This is a genomic window from Sphingomonas sp. CCH9-E2 (assembly GCF_001557215.1).
In the GTDB taxonomy this organism is placed as follows: domain Bacteria; phylum Pseudomonadota; class Alphaproteobacteria; order Sphingomonadales; family Sphingomonadaceae; genus Sphingomonas.
In genome coordinates this window covers 1-16474 of record NZ_LSJM01000047.1, presented here as the reverse complement: position 1 = coordinate 16474, position 16474 = coordinate 1, and the positions used below count along the sequence as shown (strand labels likewise).

The window sequence follows — 16474 nt, the reverse complement described above, 5'->3', positions numbered from 1 at the left end:
CCGTCCTCCCCCTCCGTCGCCTTCGGCGCCACCTCCCCCTGGCGGGGGAGGATTGAATGGGTCAGCCCAGCAACGCCTTCACCCATTCCGGCACTAGGGTCCCTGCCGGACCGAGGCGGGATTCCGCGAACCAGGCGCTGCCCTCCGACCGCTCGAGATTGAGTTCGAGCGTGTCGGCGCCGTGGTAGCGTGCGGTGCGGACGAAGCCGGCGGCGGGGTAGACCGCGCCCGATGTGCCGATCGACACGAACAGGTCGGCGCGGGCCAGCGCGGTGTCGATCACGTCCATGTGGTACGGCATCTCGCCGAAGAACACGATGTCGGGGCGCAGCGCGGGCGCGTCGCAGGACGGGCAAAGCGAGCCGGGCGGGAGCGGGTCGGGCCACGCGCTCTGGACGCCGCATAGCGCGCAGAGCGCGGACTTCAGCTCGCCATGCATGTGGAGCATACGCTTCGACCCGGCACGGTCGTGCAGGTCGTCGACATTCTGGGTGACCAGCAGCAGCTCGCCGGGCCACTCCGCGTCGAGACGGGCGAGCGCGTGGTGCGCGGCGTTGGGTTCGACCTTCGCCAGATTGGCGCGGCGCTCGTCGTAGAAGCGGTGGACCAGTTCGGGATCGTGCGCGAGCGCCTGTGGCGTGCACACGTCCTCGACGCGGTGGCCTTCCCACAGCCCGCCGGGACCGCGAAAGGTGGCGACGCCGGATTCGGCGGAGATGCCTGCGCCGGTGAGGATGACGATGTTGCGGGGGTGGGTCATGGGGGTTGGTGTAGCCATCTCCCTCTCCCATTGGGAGAGGGAAGGGGCCCGCGCGCGGAGAGCGTGGGAAGGGTGAGGGTGAATGGGGGGTGGGGCAATCACCCTCACCCTTCCGCCGACTGCGTCGGCTCCCTCCCTCTCCCAATGGGAGAGGGATTCTTAGTCGTCCTCGTCCTCATAGCCCGCCAGCTCCAGCGCCCGCGCCTTGATCTGATGGTTGCGGCACCAGTGGACCAGGGCGTCCTCGCGGCCGTGGGTGACCCAGACTTCGCGTGGGGCGATCTCGCGCAGGGTCGTGGTCAGCTCGTCCCAGTCGGCATGGTCGGACAGGATCAGCGGGAGTTCGACATTGCGTTGGCGCGCGCGCTGGCGGACGGTCATCCAGCCGCTGGCCATCGCGGTGACCGGGTCGGGCAGGCGGCGTGACCAGCGGTCGTTGAGCGCGCCGGGCGGAGCGAGGATGATGCGGCCCTGCAGCTCCTTTTTCGCGACGCCGGTCGCGGGGCGCAGTTCGCCGAGCGCGACCCCATGGTCGATGTATAGGTCGCACAGCCGCTGCAGCGCGCCGTGGATGTAGATCGGGTCGTCGAACCCCATGCCGCGCAGCTCGGCGATCACCCGCTGTGCCTTGCCCAGCGCATAGGCGCCGACGAGGACGCAGCGTTCGGGCTCGGCGCGCAGCGCGGCGAGCAGCTTGTCGATCTCGTCGGTGGTTTCGGGGTGGCGGAAGACGGGGAGGCCAAACGTCGCCTCGGTCACGAACACGTCGCATTTGACCGGGCGAAAGGGTTCGCAGGTGGGATCGGGGCGGCGCTTATAGTCGCCCGAGACGACGATGCGCTCGCCGCGATGATCGAGCACGATCTGCGCCGAGCCCAGGACATGGCCGGCGGGAACGAAGCCGATCTCGACGTCCCCGGCCTTCACGGTTTCGCCATAGGCGACCGGGCGGCCGGTTTGCGGGCCGTAGCGCGCCTCCATGATCGCCAGCGTTTCGGGAGTCGCCCACACCTCGCCATGCCCGCCACGTGCGTGGTCGGCATGGCCGTGGGTGACGAAGGCACGCGCCTTGGGCTGCGAGGGGTCGATCCAGATGTCCGGGCCGGGGACATGGATGCCTTCGGGATGCGGAGTGATCCAGTCGCCCAACGCCATGGGAGCGATATGCGCGAGTGGGCCGCTCGGTTCCAGCCGGATCAATCGCGCCCCCGCTTCGTTGGCTGCCCATTGCGGAATGGGAGAGTCTGAAATGAACCTCGATCTTTCGAGCCTGCAGGGCGTGATGGTGGTGATCGGTCCGATCGTGCTGTTCGTTGTGCTGCTATGGGTGGTGCTGAACAACCGCACCAGCGCGCGCGAGAAGCAGCGCACCGAAGAAGCGACCCGCAAGATGTATGACGCGCAGAATGAAGAGGATACGCGACGCGAGCCGTAAGCCTGCGCTAAGACGCGACGCGTGAGCGATCTTCCGGCGCCATTGATGAACTGGTTCGCGGCGCGCGGGTGGACTCCGCGGCGGCATCAGCTGGAGATGCTGGACGCCGGTCGGGCGGGGAAGCACGCGCTGCTGGTCGCTGCCACCGGGGCGGGGAAGACGTTGGCGGGGTTCTTGCCGACGCTGACCGAACTGATCGAAGCGCCGACCGAGGGGCTGCACACGCTCTATATCTCGCCGTTGAAGGCGCTGGCGGTGGATGTGCAGCGCAATCTGTTGACCCCGATCGACGAGATGGGGCTGAATATCCGGGTCGAGACGCGGACCGGTGACACTTCGCACGATAAGAAGGTGCGCCAGCGCGCGCGGCCACCACAGATCCTGCTGACCACGCCCGAATCGCTAAGCCTGCTACTGTCCTATGAGGACAGTTTCCGCATGTTCGCCGGGCTGAAGACGGTCGTGGTGGACGAGGTGCATGCCTTCGCCACCGGCAAGCGCGGCGATTTGCTGGCGCTGGCGCTGGCGCGGCTCCAGACGATTGCGCCGGACGTGCGGCGCGTGGCGCTGTCGGCGACGGTGGCGGACCCGGACGGCTATCGCGCCTGGCTTGCCCCGCATGGCGACATCGACAGCGTCGAGCTGGTGGTAGGCGAGAAGGGGGCGGACCCCGATATCGCGATCCTGTTGCCCGAGGGGCGCGTGCCATGGTCGGGGCATAGCGGCGTCTATGCGATCCCGCAGGTGATGGCGGAGATCGAGACGCACAACACCACCATCGTCTTCTGCAACACGCGCGGGCTGTGCGAGCTGGTGTTCCAGAATTTGTGGAAGGCGAACGACCTGCAGCTGCCGATCGGGGTGCATCACGGCAGTCTGAGCCTGGAGGCGCGGCGCAAGGCCGAGCAGGCGATGGCCGACGGCAAGCTGCGCGCGCTGGTCGCGACCGCCAGCCTCGATCTCGGCGTCGATTGGGGCGATGTCGATTGCGTGATCCAGATGGGCGCGCCCAAGGGCAGTTCGCGGCTGTTGCAGCGGATCGGGCGCGCCAATCACCGGCTGGACGAACCGAGCGAGGCGGTGCTCGTGCCGGGCAATCGCTTCGAATATCTGGAGGCGCGTGCGGCGCTCGACGCGGTCGAGGCGGGCGAGCTGGATCCGGATATCTTCCGTCCCGGCGCGCTCGACGTGCTGGCGCAGCATGTGATGGGCGTGGCGTGCGCCGCGCCGTTCGATGCCGATGATCTGTTGCGCGAGGTGCAGGGCGCGCTGCCCTATTCGGCGCTGGATGCCGAGACGTTCGACCGGGTGCTGAACTTCATCGCCGATGGCGGCTATGCGCTGCGGGCATACGACAAGTTCAAGCGGCTGACGCGCACGCCGGACGGGCTGTGGCGGGTGACTAAGCCGGCTTTTGTTGCGCAGCATCGCTTGAACGCCGGGATCATCGTCGAATCGCCGATGCTGGACGTGCGGTTCAAGAATGGGCGACGGCTGGGCAAGGTCGAGGAGAATTTTGGGTCGCAGCTGTCGCCCGGCGACAGCTTCTTCTTCGCGGGGATGGCGGTCGAGGTCGAGCGGGTCGAGCTGACCGATGTGATCGTGCGCGCGACCGCGAAACCGGCGCGGATCGTGTCCTATACCGGTCTGCGGCTGTCGATCAGTTCGACACTGGCGGAGCGGGTGCGGCGGTTCCTGGCCGATCCGGCGGAGTGGGCGCGCTTTCCCGACGATGTGCGCGAATGGCTGGAGGTGCAGCAATATCGCTCGCAGCTACCCGCGCCCGGGCGACTGCTGATCGAGACCTTCCCGCATGAGGGGCGGCATCACATGGTGGTGTACAGTTTCGAGGGGTGGAATGCGCACCAGTCGCTCGGCATGCTGGTGACGCGGCGGATGGAGGCGCTGGGGCTGAAACCGATCGGCTTCGTCGCGAATGATTATGCGCTGGCGGTGTACGGGCTCGAGAAGATCACCGATCCGGCGGCGCTGTTCTCGCCCGATATCCTAGAGCATGAATTCGTCGATTGGGTGCAGGGGTCGGCACTGCTCAAGCGCGCGTTCCGCGAGGTCGCGATCATCGGCGGGCTGGTCGAGCGGCAGCAGCCGGGCAAGAAGAAGACCGGGCGGCAGGTCACCTTTTCGACCGACCTGATCTATGACGTGCTGCGCAAGTACGAGCCCGATCACCTGCTGCTCAAGGCCGCCTGGGCCGATGCGCGGGCGCGGATGACCGATGTCGGGCGGCTCGCGCATCTGCTCGATACCGCGGCGGAGCAGATGGTGCATGTCGACTTGGATCGCGTCAGCCCGATGGCGGTGCCGGTGCTGATCATGATCGGGCGTGAGACGGTAGCGCAGGGTGCGGCGGAGGATGCGATGCTGATCGAGGCCGAGGCGCTGGCGGTCGAGGCGATGCGGGTGGATTGAGTTTGCTGCGCCTTTCGGCGCAGCGGGCCGGTGCCGCGACCGGTTGAGCATCGCTCAACCGCAAAACCCTTTCGACCAACGGCAATTGCTGCGCAGCATCGGGCAGTGTAGAATTGGCTCATGCGGTCGCTTTTCTTCCTGCCGCTCCTTGCAGCGTTAGGCGCGCAACCTGCGCCCGAAGAGTCGTCTTCGCCGCCCCCAGCTGCGGCTGAAAGCAAGACGGTCGCGCTGGGATCGATTGCGACTCGGATGACCGTTCCGGTATCGATCGGCGGTGCGCCCCCGCGACCCTTCATCATCGATACCGGTGCCGAACGCTCGGTCGTGTCGCGCCAACTGGCGGGGCAGCTCGGCCTTGTCGCCGGACCGCAGGTGCGATTGACGACGATGACCGGGACCGCGCGGGTCGACACCGTGGTCGTCCCCTCGCTCAGCGTCGGGCCGGTGCGCGACCGGCGCGCGTTCAACGCGCCGGCGCTGGAGGAGGTGCATCTCGGCGGGCAGGGGCTGCTGGGGATCGAGCAATTGCGCGATCACATGGTGTCGATCGACTTTGCCAAGCGCGAAATGGCGGTGCGGCCGTCGCGCAAATTGCACTATGGCGCGGCGCAGGAGCGCGATTCCGACGAGATCGTGATCGTCGCGCGCAACCGGCTGGGCCAGCTGATTCTGACCGAAGCGGAGTTTGAGGGGCACCGCGTGACGGTGGTGCTCGATACCGGATCGCAGATCAGCATGGGCAATCTGGCGCTGCAGCGGCGGCTGCGGCGCATCCCGCTGAAAGGTCCGATCGAGCTGACCAGCGTGACCGGTCAGAAGATGTCGCTGAATTACCATGTCGCCGGCCGCGTGCGGATGGGCGGCGTGGTGATGAGCGGGCTGCCGGTGGCATTTGCCGACATACCGCCCTTTGCGCATTTCGGCCTTCAGGATCGCCCCGCGTTGATGCTGGGGATGGACGCATTGCGCGCGTTTCGCCGGGTCGAGATCGACTTCCCGGCGCGCCGCGTGCGGCTCTTGATGGATCGCAGCCCCAAGCCCGCTACGGGATCGCGGATCGGTTGACGGCGCGCGTCGGCGCGGCAATAGCGGGGCATGGTTCCCTTTTCGTTCGCCGGTCATGAGTTGTGCGCGCTGCCCGAGGCGGCGCTGTACTGGCCGGCGCGGCGCGCGCTGATCGTCGCCGATCTGCATTTCGAGAAAGCGAGCTGGTTCGCGCGCTGGGGGCAGCTGCTGCCGCCCTATGACAGCCTGGCAACGCTCGACGCGCTGGCGGCTTTGGTCGCGCGCACCGACGCGCGGGAGCTGTGGTGCCTGGGCGACAGCTTCCATGATTCGGCCGGGTGCGAGCGGTTGCCGGACGCGGCGCGGGCGCGGTTGCGGGCGTTGACCGGGGCGCTGGAGTGGACCTGGATCACCGGCAATCACGATGCGGCGCTGGCCGAGCAGGCGGCGATCGACCATTGCGGCGGGCGCGTGCTGATCGAGGCCGAGGTCGATGGCCTGTTGCTGCGGCACGAGGCCGAGCCGGGCGAGACACGGCCCGAGCTGTCGGGGCATTTCCACCCCAAGCTGCGCATCCGCGCGCGCGGGCGGGCGGTGGCGCGGCGCTGTTTCGTGGCGAGCGGGACCAAGCTGATCCTGCCTGCCTTTGGCGCGCTGACCGGCGGGCTCGACGTCGACCATCCGGAGATCGTCCGTGCTGTCGGCCGCGGGGCGCAGGCGCTGGTGGCGCTGGAGGACCGGCTGCTGCGCTTTCCGATTGCGGCGTAGCGCGCTGGCGACTCCAACAATCTTCCCCTCCCTGAAAGGGAGGGGCTAGGGGAGGGTGTAGCGGCGGGCGAGGCTCGATGCCTCGACCGTCGCTGTTTTATCGGGCCGTGATGAGTCTTTGGAGCGCGCAGACGCGCGCCCCTCCCCCAACCCCTCCCGTTCCGGGAGGGGGGGGTGTTACTTCCGCCGCTCGGTCTTCCCCGCGCAGCTCGCCGGGCCGGGGCCGCTGATCTGGCACGCGGCGTTGCCGGTGACGCGGACGGCGCCGGTGCCGAGCGTCGCGATTTGCGCGGTGTAGCGGGCGGTGAAGCGGCTGTCCCCGGCGCTCTGCGACTGAATGATCAGGTCGTTGACGCCCATCCCCGTCGCGTCGATCGATCCCGCGCCGTAGCTGCCGAAACGTGCGCTGCGGGTCATGCCACCCTTGATCCGCACCGCGCCGGTGCCGGTCAGCGTGACCGCGAGCTGGTCCGCGTCGAGCTGCGCGATGTTGAGCGATCCCGCGCCATTGACGCCCAGATCGACGCGCTGGCCGCCCATCCGGTCGACATCGACCGACCCGCCGCCATTGATGTTGATTCCGCGCAGCCCGCGCGCGCCGACCGTGATGGTCACCGCGCCGCTCGCCTCGCTCCAGCCCTCGAACGTCTGGTTGCGCGGGCCGATCACCAGCTGGCCGCCCATGTTGCGGACGCTGACCCGGTCGAGCGCGCGGCGGTCGCCGGTGATCACGGCCTTGGGCGGCTGGCCGTCGATCACCTTGACGAGGAAGGGGCCGTCGACGCGCAGCCGTTCAAAGCCGGTGAGCATGACGGTGTTGCTTTCCCCCGCCTGCGGAACGGGTGCCGCGCCGACAGCGAGCAACGGGGCGAGGATCAGAAGGCTGCGCATGGAGCAGGCATCGCACCGATAACCCGCTCCACGCAAGAAGGCTTTAGCTGCAGCGCGCGTCGCCCGATCCCATCTTGCTGACCGAGCATTTCGCCCCACCGGTCAGCTCGACATCGCCCGATCCGATCAGCGAGATATCGGCCGGGCCGCTCACCTGCGCGCGGACATTGCCGGAACCGGCGATCGAGATATCCGCCTTGGCCGCCTTGAGACCGCTCGCAGTGACGTTGCCCGACCCGGCGATCGAAATGTCGAGCGCGGTGCTGGTTCCGCCGGAGATGGTGAGGTCGCCCGATCCGGCAATCGCCAGATCGGCCTTGCCACCGGCCAGCGCCGCGATGGTCATGTTGCCCGACCCGGCGATCGCGCCGTCGAAATCGCCCTTTGCCTGATCGATCGTCATGTCGCCCGACCCGGCGATGTCGGCGCTGGCGAGCGCGGGGAGGGTGACGATGATCTTCGCGCCCTTGTCACCGCCCCAGTTCCAGTCGCCGTCCTTGCGCCCGATGCGCAGCGTATTGCCGTCCTTGCGGATTTCGAGCCGGTCGAGCAGTGCGCTGTCGCCCTCCGCGGTGACCGCGAACGCTCCGGTGCGCACCTCGACATCGTCCGAGCCGCGCAGCGACACGCCGGTGAAATCGGCGACCTGGAAGCTGCGCGTCGCGCCCTGGCCGCTCGGCTGGACGACGTCGCCGCTCATCCCGTTGGCGAAATTGCACGCCGACAGCGACAGAGCGGCGGTGGCGACAAGTGCGATGCGGAAGCGGGTCATCGGGTCTCTCCCATGTGTATTGCTGTGATAATACACGCAGAGCGCAACACGTGCAAATGAAAAGGGCGGCCCCGCGGGACCGCCCTTGTCGTCAACAGATCGGCGTCGCGCGATCAGGCGGTCGCCTTATCCTTGTTGTAGATTGCGGCCGAGGCGCGCAGGATGTCGAGCAGCTTTTCGAGCGCTGCCTTTTCGTCGATCTGCTCCATCGCAGCGAGTTCGCGTGCGAGGCGCGAAGCGGCGGCTTCGAAGATCTGGCGCTCGGAATAGCTCTGCTCGGGCTGGTCGTCGGCGCGGAACAGGTCGCGGACCACTTCGGCGATCGATACCAGGTCGCCCGAATTGATCTTCGCTTCATATTCCTGGGCGCGGCGCGACCACATGGTGCGCTTGACCTTGGGCTTGCCCTTGAGCGTGTCGAGCGCCTCGCGCAGCGTCTTGTCGCTCGACAGCTTGCGCATGCCGACGCTCTCCGCCTTGTTGGTCGGGACGCGCAGCGTCATTTTCTCTTTTTCGAAGCGGAGCACGTACAGCTCAAGCTGCATGCCCGCGATTTCCTGCTTCTGGAGTTCGATCACACGGCCAACGCCGTGCTTGGGGTAAACGACATAATCGCCGACATCGAAGGACAGCGCCTTGGCAGCCATGTGCGGGAAGCCTTTCTTTTGAACTCAAGCCCCTGAAGGGATTGCGCCACGGGCCCGGTGCGGTTACCGGGCGGGTGAAGCCGGTTCGGGGCAAATCAACAACGGTCTCCAGTACCGAAACGCGATTCCTCACGTTCGGCGCGCTGTTTAACACAGATGCAATAAAATTACCACCCTGGAATCCATCGGGATTACACGGTGCTCGGCTGTGCTTGTTTCGCGTTGAGCTTCGCTCACCGGTGGCGCGGCCGACCCTCAGGTCGGCCCGACCAAACCCTCAGTCCCCCGCGCCGGGTTCGGGCGAGAAATACTTCTCATATTTGCCCTCTTCGCCCTTGTGTTCGTCGGCGTCGGCCGGGGTCTGATCGGCCTTGCGCGTGACGTTGGGCCATTGTGCGGAGAAGGTGTTGTTGAGCTCCAGCCACTGCTCCAGCCCGCTTTCGGTATCGGGCAGGATCGCTTCGGCGGGGCATTCCGGCTCGCACACGCCGCAATCGATGCACTCGCTGGGGTTGATGACGAGCATATTCTCGCCCTCATAGAAGCAGTCGACCGGGCACACCTCGACGCAGTCCATATATTTGCAGCGGATGCAGGCGTCGGTGACGACATAAGTCATGGCAGGTTCGGCCCCTCAAACGCCCCGATCGGGCGGTGTTCTATCGCCTTTTGCTATGCAAGCCGCTCGGCAAGGTCAATCAAGACGCGCTTTCTGCGAGACGTTCTCAATCTTGTGCGACCGGCGACCCGGGGGTGAGTTCGGTGTAGCAGCCCTGTGCCTCGGCCGGCGGACCGCGGCGGTGCGGCAGGGCTTCGACCCGCACCACGCGCACCCGCCCGCCATGGGTGACGAAGGCGAGGATGTTGCCGGGCCGCACGGGAAGATGGCCGCGCTCGACCCGTCGCCCGTCGATGCGCAAATGGCCGGACTCTGCGAGCGCGCGGGCGAAATTGCGCGAGGCGGAGATGCGCGACCACCACAGGAAGCGGTCGAGCCGCATCGCGTCAGCCATCGATCAGGTCCGCCAGCGCCGCAAAGGCATTGTCGCGCGGGGCGGGCTTGGGCTTGGCAAGCGGGGTCAGCCCCTTCCACACCCAGCGCTGCGCCTGACCCTCGCGCCCGCGCAGCGCCTGAAAGCCAAGCTGCGCCATCAGCCGCGCCAGCGTGTCGGGGGTCAGGCCCATCGAGGTGGCGAGCGCGGGGTCGGGTGCGAAGGGCGCGCGACCCTTTCTGGACTCATGCGCGGCGCGGGCGATCCGCTCGGCTAGGTCGATCCGCACCGCCTGTTGCCCGAGCGGGCGATAGCCATGGTCGAGCGACGCGCCGGGTGCGGCGCGCGGCAGCACGCTGGCCCCCTCCGCCGGACCGTCGCCAAGGTTCAGCAGCGCGCGGCGCGCGGCGGCGGCGCGCGGCTTGAGCAGGCCGGGCATGAACAGGTCGAGCGTGCCGATCACCAGCCCCGCCTTGCGCAGCCGTTTGCGATCGTCGGCGTCCAGCGCTTCGACCAGAGCACCGGCGGCGCGGCGCGGTATCAGGCCGCCCGCCTGAACCAGCTGCCCTGCGAGCGCGCGCACGCGGCTGCCCGCGCTGGCATCGCGGCTGAGCGCGTCGAGCGCGGCGAGATCGGGCAGTTCGGCGGCGATGCGCGCGTCCAGCCACGCGGCGATGCGCGCGCGGACGGCATTGCGCCCGGGCGGGTCGAGGCTGTCGAGCGTGCGGCACAGGCGCAGCGCGGGACGCAGCGGGTTGGCGCTGGCGTCGAGATGCGCGACGCGCGCGCCACGCCAATGCACCTCCGCCCCGATCCGCGACAGCGCGTCGTCGGCTGCCTCCGCCAGGTCGGCGGCGCGGCGGCGTAGCTCCGGGGCGAGGCCCTTTTCGGCGGCTGCGAGCAGCATGCGCTTGTCCCCCGCGCGCGCATCGGGCGATACTTCGAAATAGAAGCCGCGCAGCTGGCCGAGCGGATGATCCTCGACCGTCACCTCCCCCTCCGGCCCGATCACGACGGGAAGGTGCGATGCGTCGGCACCGATCTGGCGCAGCAGCACGGTGGTGCGCTTGTCGACGAAGCGCTGGGTCAGGCTGGCGTGGAGCGCGTCGGACAGTTTTTCCTCCAGCGCGCGGGTGCGGTCGGCCCAGTGCGCGGGATCCTCCAGCCAGTCGGCGCGGTGCGCGATATAGGCCCAGCTGCGCGCGGCGGCGATGCGCCCGGCGATGCTTTCGACATCGCCATCGACTCGGTCGAGCCGGGCGATCTCGTCGGCGAACCAGATATGCGGGATATGGCCGCGCCCCTCGCTCAGATGGCGGAACACGCGTGACACGAAGCGCGCATGTGGATCGAGGCCGAGCTTGCGGAAATCAGGCAGGCCGCATGCCGCCCAGAGCCGCGCGACGGCACGCGGCGAGCGGACACGCGCGCGCACCCACTCCTCGTCGGCGAGGCGTTTGAGCACCATCAGGTCAGTCGCCTCGGGCGCCGCGCGCAGCATCGGGAGGTCGGGCTTGGCCTCCAGGCTGGCGATCAGCGCGTCGATGCCGGACAGGTCGGGCTCGCCCTCGCGCCAGTAGAGATGGTCGAGCGGGGGAACGCGATGCCCCTCGATCGCCGCGATTTCCTCTGGCGTGAACGCGCCCGGCCCTTCCTCGACCAAGGCGCCGAAGGTGCCGTCGCGCTGGTGCCGCCCGGCGCGCCCGGCGATCTGTGCCATCTCGGCGACGGTCAGGCGACGCTGGCGGCGGCCGTCGAACTTGTTGAGGCTGGCAAAGGCGACGTGGCGCACATCGAGGTTGAGGCCCATGCCGATCGCATCGGTGGCGACGAGATAATCGACCTCGCCCGCCTGGAACATCGCGACCTGCGCGTTGCGGGTGCGGGGGGACAGAGCGCCCATCACCACCGCCGCCCCGCCGCGCAACCGCCGCAGCGTTTCGGCGACGGCATAGACTTCCTCGGCGCTGAACGCGACGATGGCGGAGCGTTTGGGCAGGCGCGAGAGCTTCTTCGCCCCTGCATAGCTTAGCGTCGAGAAGCGCGGGCGGGTGATGATCTCTGCATCCGGCACCAGCTTGCGCAGCACCGGGCGCAGGCTGTCCGACCCCAGGATCATCGTCTCGTCGCGGCCCCGCGCGCGCAGGATGCGGTCGGTGAAGACATGGCCGCGTTCGGGATCGGCGCCGAGCTGGCCTTCGTCGAGCGCGACGAAACTGACTTCCCGATCTAACGGCATCGATTCGGCGGTGCACAGGAACCAGCGTGCGCCGGGCGGGACGATGCGCTCCTCGCCGGTGACCAACGCCACTTCCTTCGGCCCCTTGAGCGCGACCATTCGGTCATAGACTTCGCGCGCGAGCAGCCGCAGCGGGAAGCCGATGATGCCGCTGGAGTGCGCCGCCATCCGCTCGATCGCGAGATGCGTCTTGCCGGTATTGGTCGGGCCGAGCACCGCAGTGACCGGGCTGTTCGGGGAACGCGCCATCATTTGCCAAGATTGCCCCGAGTCGAGGGCAGCGCAACCCATGACGCGCGGCTTTCCCTAGCGTTTTCGGTTAACAACACGCCCCATCCCCGCACCGGCACGACTCGCCGCAAGAAGAGGGCGGGCCGCACCTGCTTAATTTGACATTAGCATCTTCTATCCACAACCGTTCGGGTCGACGCCGGGGGAACGGCACTTCGTTCAAACGATTGTGAGTGGGGGCAGCGCGCCTTGTTTCTGCGCAGCGATCATGGGTCGGACCAATCGGGTGGTGCTGCCGCGCTGTCGTTCGGGCGCGGCGTCGATGTGCGCAAGCCCGGCATGATTGAACGCTTCCGCGAACGCTATCCCGATTTCGAGCTGATCCCCGATCTCGGCTCGCGCATCGGCAGCGCCGAATGGTTTCGTGGTGCCGCGACCTGCACCGGGCTGTGCGCCGTCGTTTATCTGCTCTCGCCGGGCTTCGAACGCCCGATTTTCGGCAGCGTCCCCTCGGCCCATGCCGCCAGCGCCGATCTGATGCGCGCCCAGTCGATCGCGCCGCTCGACAAGGGCGGGGCGACCGGCACCAAGCTCGCCGCGAGCCGACTGGTCACGCCGCTGACCGACACGCCCGAACGGCCGATCATCCAGCATAGCGTGACCCTGGGGTCGGGCAGCGGGCTGCAGGCGGCGCTGGCACGTGCGGGCGTCGGTGCGAGCGAAGCGGCGACGGCCGCCAACCTGATCGGCGACGCGATGGCGCTCGGCGACCTAAAATCGGGGACGCAGCTCGATCTGACACTGGGCCGCCGCGTGGACAAGTCCGCGCCGCGTCCGCTCGAAAAGCTCGCCTTCCGCGCGCGCTTCGACCTCAGCCTCGAGCTGGTGCGCACCTCCTCGGGACTTGCGCTCAACGAGATTCCGATTGCGGTCGACCACACCCCGCTGCGCATTCGCGGCCGGGTGGGGGAGAGCCTGTACCGCTCGGCACGCGCCGCCGGTGCGCCGTCGCGCGCGGTCGAGGCCTATATCCGCTCGATCGCGACGCGCGTGCCGATCGGCCGGGTCGGGGCGGACGCGGAGTTCGACATCATCGTCGAACAGGCGCGCGCGGCGACCGGCGAAGTGCAGCTGGGCAACCTCCTCTATGCCGGGCTTGCCGGCGTCGGGTCGGGCAAGGTGCAGCTGCTGCGCTGGGAAGAGGATGGCAAGGTCAGCTGGTATGACGGTGCCGGCAAGGGCGAGCGCAAGGGCACGATGGCGATGCCGGCGTCGGGCCGGATCAGCTCGGGCTTCGGCCTACGGCGTCATCCGGTGCTGGGCTTCAGCCGGATGCACAAGGGGCTGGATATCGCGGCGGGCTATGGCGCGCCAATCCGTGCCGCCAATGACGGGGTGGTCGCATTCGCCGGGCGCAATGGCGGTTATGGCAATTTCGTCCGGCTCAACCACAGCGGCGGGATGGGCACCGGCTATGGCCATATGAGCCGGATCGCGGTGCGCGGCGGGCAGCGGGTGAGCCGGGGTCAGGTGATCGGCTATGTCGGGTCGACCGGCATCTCGACCGGGCCGCACCTCCACTACGAACTCTATCGCAACGGCGTCGCGATCAACCCGCGTTCGGTGAGCTTCTCGGTCGTCCAGCAACTGGGCGGCAATGATCTGCGCGCGTTCAAGTCGAAGCTGGCGCAGCTGCTGGCAGTGCCGGTCGGCGGCACCCGCACCAAGCCCGCCCAGACCGACGCCGCCGAGTGATCGGCCGCCGCGCGCTGATTGCCGGGGCGGCGGCTGCGTCGGTCGCGCCTGCATTTGCCAAGCGTCGCGCGGAACTCTGGACGTTCGACTCGCTCAAGCGCATTGGCGGGCTGACCCCGCGCATCATCGGTGCGCCGCGGCTGATCGACAGCCCGTTGGGCAGGGCGGTGCTGTTCGACGGGGTGCGCGACCAGCTGCTGATCCCGCGCCACGCGCTTGCGGGCACGCCCCTCTTCACCTTCGAGGCGCTGTTCCGCCCCGATGGCGGCGCGTTCGAGCAGCGCTGGTTTCATCTGGAGAGCGGCGACGAATCGGCTGCGACCGCGAAGGTCGGGCAGCGGATGCTGTTCGAAATCCGCACCGAGGGCAGCGAATGGTGGCTCGACACCTTTCTGCTCGGCCCCGGCTATCGCGCACCGCTGATCGACCCGGGCAAGCGCTGGCCGGTCGGGCGCTGGCACCATGTCGCGCAAAGCTATGACGGGCGGGTCTATCGCGCCTTCGTCAACGGCGTCGAGCAGGCCCGCGCTGAGCTCGCCTTTGTGCCGCAGGCGCCGGGCGTGGCGTCGGTGGGAATGCGGATGAATGCGGTGAGCCCGTTCCGGGGCGCGGTGCGCGCGGCGGCGTTTACGCGCGGTGAGGCGCTGGAGCCGGAGCGCTATGCGTTGAAGATCCCGCGCCAATAGGGTCCCGTGCTCCTGCGCAGGAACGCAAGAACCTCAACGCCCCTGCGCGCGCCAGCGACGGATCGTGCGGTCGAGGATCTGTTCCTCGCGGCCCATGTGTCGCCACAGTTCGGAGAAGAGCGGGTCGCCCGAGGCTGGGCGCTTGACCTCCTCGAGTGCGTCGAACGCGACGCGCACCGGGGTGGCGACGCCTTCGCCGACCATGATGCATTCGCGGTTACGCAGCGCAGGGATAGCGTCGAGGAAGCCGCGCGCGCCTTCGGGCATGGCCGCGCGTACGAACGCCTGGTCGCGATCATTGTTGAGGCGCATCGCGATGATCGTGCCGCATTGCGACAGCACACCTTCGGCCAGGTCGGACGGGCGCTGGGTGATTAGGCCGAGCGACACGCCATATTTGCGGCCTTCCTTGGCGATGCGGCTGAGAATGCGGCCGACCGACGATCCGTCGGCGTTGCGTTCGTTGGGGACATAGCGGTGCGCTTCTTCGCAGACCAGCAGGATCGGGCGCTGCGCTTCGCCGCGCGACCAGATTGCATAGTCGAACACCATGCGGCTGAGCACCGCGACGACGACGCTGGTGATCTCGCTCGGCACGCCCGACACGTCGATGATCGAGATCGGCTTGCCGTCGCCGGGCAGGCGGAAGATGCGGGCGATGAAACTCGCCATCGTGTCCGACACCAGCATGCCGCTGAACATGAAGGCATAGCGCGGGTCGGCCTTGATCTCGTCGATCTTGCCCTTGAGGCGCAGATAGGGGGCGGTGTCGGTCGCCTTGTCCATCTTGCCCATTTCGAGCTGCAGGATCTGGGTTAGGTCGGACAGTAGATAGGGGATCGGCGCATCGACCGTCAGCTTGCCGAACTCGGTGGCGAGCCGGTTCTTCTGCTTGGCCATCAGGATGCAGCGGGCGAGGATGTCGGCATCAACCTGACGGTCCGACCCGTCGCTGGTCAGGAACACCTCGCAATGTTCCTCGAAGTTCATCAGCCAGTACGGCATGGCGAGGTTCGACACGTCGAACAATGCGCCGTTGGTCTTGAACGCGGCCGAATATTCGCCGTGCGGATCGATCATCACGACATGGCCCTGCGGCGCGCGCTCGCAGATACGGTGCAGGATCAGCGCGGCGGCGGTCGACTTGCCGGTACCGGTCGATCCGAGCAGCGCGAAATGCTTGCCCAGCATCGAATCGATATAGAGCGCGGCGCGGATATCGCGGGTGGGATAGACATTGCCGACTTCGATATGCGCGCGGTCGTCGGCGGCGTAGATCTGCTTCAGGTCTGCGGTCGAGACCGGGAATACCGGGGTGCCGGGAACCGGATAGCGGGTAACGCCGCGCCGGAAGCTGTAAAGCTTGCCGGTCAGCCTTTCCTCGTCGCCCTCGCCCAGGAAATCGACCTGCGCGATCACCGCGCCGCTGCGTTCGTCGAGGCGGAGCGCGCGGATATTGGCGATCAGCCAGCTGCTGCCCGACCGCAGCTTGATCTGGCTGCCGACCGTGCCGGCACCCGCGACCGCGGGATCGGCGCTGGTGGCCAGCGGTTCGAGCGCGGCGCGGTCGAACACGACCTCGCTCGACGCACCGCCGATCGCCGACACGACGCCGATGCCATGGGCCGCTGCAGGACTCGCGACATCGCTGACCTCGGAGGCCGGACGGATGCGGTCGAATCGGTGGCCGCCCATGTCTTCAGTCATCACGCGCAGCTGCTCCCCCTGCAAAACAGCGTGGTTCTACGGAACGGGGGTAAAGAAGTGGTTCGCAAGGGAGTCTTGCTTTTAGCTCAGCTACGCTGAGCGCGGCACCGGCCCGCTCCCCCACCCGGCCACCCATAGAATACACTGTCGTTGGGT

Annotated in this window: 15 protein-coding genes; 6 read left to right on the top strand and 9 right to left on the bottom strand. The window is 67.9% G+C overall.

Annotation, left to right across the window (positions count from 1 at the left end; translation table 11 throughout):
- Positions 1–61: 61 nt before the first annotated feature.
- Complete coding sequence (locus tag AX681_RS02605; protein WP_066660605.1) at positions 62–760, bottom strand: NAD-dependent deacylase; 699 nt, start codon at positions 758–760, stop codon at positions 62–64.
- Positions 761–919: 159 nt separating this feature from the next.
- Positions 920–1915 carry a ligase-associated DNA damage response exonuclease gene (locus AX681_RS02600; protein ID WP_066661557.1) on the bottom strand — a complete coding sequence of 332 codons (996 nt, stop codon included), beginning with the start codon at positions 1913–1915 and terminating at the stop codon, positions 920–922.
- Between the two features lie 94 nt (positions 1916–2009).
- Here AX681_RS02600 and AX681_RS02595 point away from each other — a divergent pair, with 94 nt between their 5' ends.
- The 4 genes from AX681_RS02595 (at position 2010) to pdeM (ending at position 6398) form a co-directional block, all read left to right on the top strand.
- Entirely contained in the window at positions 2010–2195 is a 186-nt protein-coding gene (locus AX681_RS02595; protein ID WP_066661553.1) for a hypothetical protein, read from the top strand.
- A gap of 45 nt (positions 2196–2240) precedes the next feature.
- Positions 2241–4625: a ligase-associated DNA damage response DEXH box helicase gene (locus tag AX681_RS02590; RefSeq protein ID WP_082738016.1), complete on the top strand. Its 2385-nt coding sequence runs from the start codon at positions 2241–2243 to the stop codon at positions 4623–4625.
- Between the two features lie 249 nt (positions 4626–4874).
- Entirely contained in the window at positions 4875–5690 is an 816-nt protein-coding gene (locus tag AX681_RS02585) for a retroviral-like aspartic protease family protein (RefSeq protein WP_066661550.1), read from the top strand.
- Between the two features lie 30 nt (positions 5691–5720).
- The gene (gene pdeM / locus AX681_RS02580) at positions 5721–6398 is read left to right on the top strand and encodes a ligase-associated DNA damage response endonuclease PdeM (protein ID WP_066661548.1); all 678 of its coding nucleotides are present in this window, start codon (positions 5721–5723) and stop codon (positions 6396–6398) included.
- 177 nt (positions 6399–6575) lie between these two features.
- Here pdeM and AX681_RS02575 read toward each other — a convergent pair whose 3' ends face one another.
- The 6 genes from AX681_RS02575 to AX681_RS02550 form a co-directional block, all read right to left on the bottom strand.
- Entirely contained in the window at positions 6576–7289 is a 714-nt protein-coding gene (locus AX681_RS02575) for a GIN domain-containing protein (RefSeq protein WP_066661546.1), read from the bottom strand.
- Positions 7290–7332: 43 nt separating this feature from the next.
- Positions 7333–8061 (bottom strand): head GIN domain-containing protein, encoded by a 729-nt coding sequence (locus AX681_RS02570; protein WP_066661544.1) that lies wholly within the window; start codon positions 8059–8061, stop codon positions 7333–7335.
- A gap of 113 nt (positions 8062–8174) precedes the next feature.
- Positions 8175–8708, bottom strand: coding sequence for a CarD family transcriptional regulator (locus AX681_RS02565; protein ID WP_066661542.1), 534 nt, complete (start codon positions 8706–8708; stop codon positions 8175–8177).
- Positions 8709–8985: 277 nt separating this feature from the next.
- A complete protein-coding gene (fdxA, locus tag AX681_RS02560; RefSeq protein ID WP_066661540.1) occupies positions 8986–9327 on the bottom strand; it encodes a ferredoxin FdxA in 342 nt (113 codons plus the stop codon).
- A gap of 106 nt (positions 9328–9433) precedes the next feature.
- Positions 9434–9721, bottom strand: coding sequence for an RNA-binding S4 domain-containing protein (locus AX681_RS02555; protein WP_066661538.1), 288 nt, complete (start codon positions 9719–9721; stop codon positions 9434–9436).
- Positions 9714–12188, bottom strand: coding sequence for a helicase-related protein (locus AX681_RS02550; protein ID WP_066661555.1), 2475 nt, complete (start codon positions 12186–12188; stop codon positions 9714–9716). The genes AX681_RS02555 and AX681_RS02550 overlap by 8 nt, the downstream gene beginning before the upstream one ends.
- A 231-nt stretch (positions 12189–12419) precedes the next feature.
- Between AX681_RS02550 and AX681_RS02545 the strand changes: the two genes are divergently transcribed.
- Both AX681_RS02545 and AX681_RS02540 read left to right on the top strand, forming a co-directional pair.
- Positions 12420–13925 carry a M23 family metallopeptidase gene (locus tag AX681_RS02545; RefSeq protein ID WP_066661536.1) on the top strand — a complete coding sequence of 502 codons (1506 nt, stop codon included), beginning with the start codon at positions 12420–12422 and terminating at the stop codon, positions 13923–13925.
- Complete coding sequence (locus AX681_RS02540) at positions 13922–14611, top strand: LamG-like jellyroll fold domain-containing protein (protein ID WP_066661535.1); 690 nt, start codon at positions 13922–13924, stop codon at positions 14609–14611. The genes AX681_RS02545 and AX681_RS02540 overlap by 4 nt, the downstream gene beginning before the upstream one ends.
- Before the next feature lie 33 nt (positions 14612–14644).
- On the opposite strand, the gene AX681_RS02535 is transcribed toward AX681_RS02540, so the two are convergent.
- Complete coding sequence (locus AX681_RS02535) at positions 14645–16318, bottom strand: ATP-binding protein (RefSeq protein ID WP_082738017.1); 1674 nt, start codon at positions 16316–16318, stop codon at positions 14645–14647.
- Positions 16319–16474: the final 156 nt, after the last annotated feature.

Coding starts and splice junctions, on each gene's coding strand:
- AX681_RS02605 (WP_066660605.1), bottom strand. CDS start 760: ATGACCCACCCCCGCAACATCGTCATCCTCACCGGCGCAGGCATCTCC.
- AX681_RS02600 (WP_066661557.1), bottom strand. CDS start 1,915: ATGGCGTTGGGCGACTGGATCACTCCGCATCCCGAAGGCATCCATGTC.
- AX681_RS02595 (WP_066661553.1), top strand. CDS start 2,010: ATGAACCTCGATCTTTCGAGCCTGCAGGGCGTGATGGTGGTGATCGGT.
- AX681_RS02590 (WP_082738016.1), top strand. CDS start 2,241: ATGAACTGGTTCGCGGCGCGCGGGTGGACTCCGCGGCGGCATCAGCTG.
- AX681_RS02585 (WP_066661550.1), top strand. CDS start 4,875: ATGACCGTTCCGGTATCGATCGGCGGTGCGCCCCCGCGACCCTTCATC.
- pdeM (WP_066661548.1), top strand. CDS start 5,721: ATGGTTCCCTTTTCGTTCGCCGGTCATGAGTTGTGCGCGCTGCCCGAG.
- AX681_RS02575 (WP_066661546.1), bottom strand. CDS start 7,289: ATGCGCAGCCTTCTGATCCTCGCCCCGTTGCTCGCTGTCGGCGCGGCA.
- AX681_RS02570 (WP_066661544.1), bottom strand. CDS start 8,061: ATGACCCGCTTCCGCATCGCACTTGTCGCCACCGCCGCTCTGTCGCTG.
- AX681_RS02565 (WP_066661542.1), bottom strand. CDS start 8,708: ATGGCTGCCAAGGCGCTGTCCTTCGATGTCGGCGATTATGTCGTTTAC.
- fdxA (WP_066661540.1), bottom strand. CDS start 9,327: ATGACTTATGTCGTCACCGACGCCTGCATCCGCTGCAAATATATGGAC.
- AX681_RS02555 (WP_066661538.1), bottom strand. CDS start 9,721: ATGGCTGACGCGATGCGGCTCGACCGCTTCCTGTGGTGGTCGCGCATC.
- AX681_RS02550 (WP_066661555.1), bottom strand. CDS start 12,188: ATGGCGCGTTCCCCGAACAGCCCGGTCACTGCGGTGCTCGGCCCGACC.
- AX681_RS02535 (WP_082738017.1), bottom strand. CDS start 16,318: ATGACTGAAGACATGGGCGGCCACCGATTCGACCGCATCCGTCCGGCC.